This window comes from Streptomyces doebereineriae (assembly GCF_031845645.1).
Taxonomy (GTDB): domain Bacteria; phylum Actinomycetota; class Actinomycetes; order Streptomycetales; family Streptomycetaceae; genus Streptomyces; species Streptomyces canus.
This window is the reverse complement of record NZ_JAVREZ010000123.1, coordinates 1-500: the sequence shown is the minus strand read 5'-3', so window position 1 is coordinate 500 and position 500 is coordinate 1. Positions and strand designations below refer to the sequence as shown.

The following is a 500-nucleotide window of genomic DNA, read 5'->3' as shown; positions in this document are numbered from 1 at the left end:
AGGCGGCCCGGCTCGACATCCCCGCCTGGTGCGAGATGCGGGAGCAGGAGTACGTGGGCGAGGAGCCGGCGGACCGGGGCTCGGCCTATGTGGTCCGCCGGCTCAGCTGATCACGCCAGGTGCTGCTGGACCTCGGCGGCGGCCTCGTGCCCGTACGCCTTGGTGAAGCGGTCCATGAAGTGGGTGCGGCGCAGGGTGTACTCCTGGGTGCCGACCGTCTCGATGACCAGGGTGGCGAGCATGCAGCCGACCTGGGCGGCGCGCTCCAGGCCGACGCCCCAGGCGAGACCGGAGAGGAATCCGGCCCGGAAGGCGTCGCCGACGCCGGTCGGGTCGGCCTTGGTCTCCTCCTCGGGGACGCCCACCTCGATGACCGGCTCACCGGCCTTCTCGATGCGCACACCGCGGGAGCCGAGCGTGGTGACCCGGTGGCCGACCTTGGAGAGGATCTCCTCGTCGCTCCAGCCGGTCTTGGACTCGATGAGCCCCTTCTCGTACTC

1 protein-coding gene is annotated in these 500 nt (G+C 71.2%); it reads right to left on the bottom strand.

Translation table 11 applies throughout. The features are described from left to right. Nucleotides 1-110 precede the first annotated feature (110 nt). On the bottom strand, nt 111-500 hold a 390-nt coding region (locus RNB18_RS51025; RefSeq protein ID WP_311720927.1), incomplete at its 5' end, for a PfkB family carbohydrate kinase.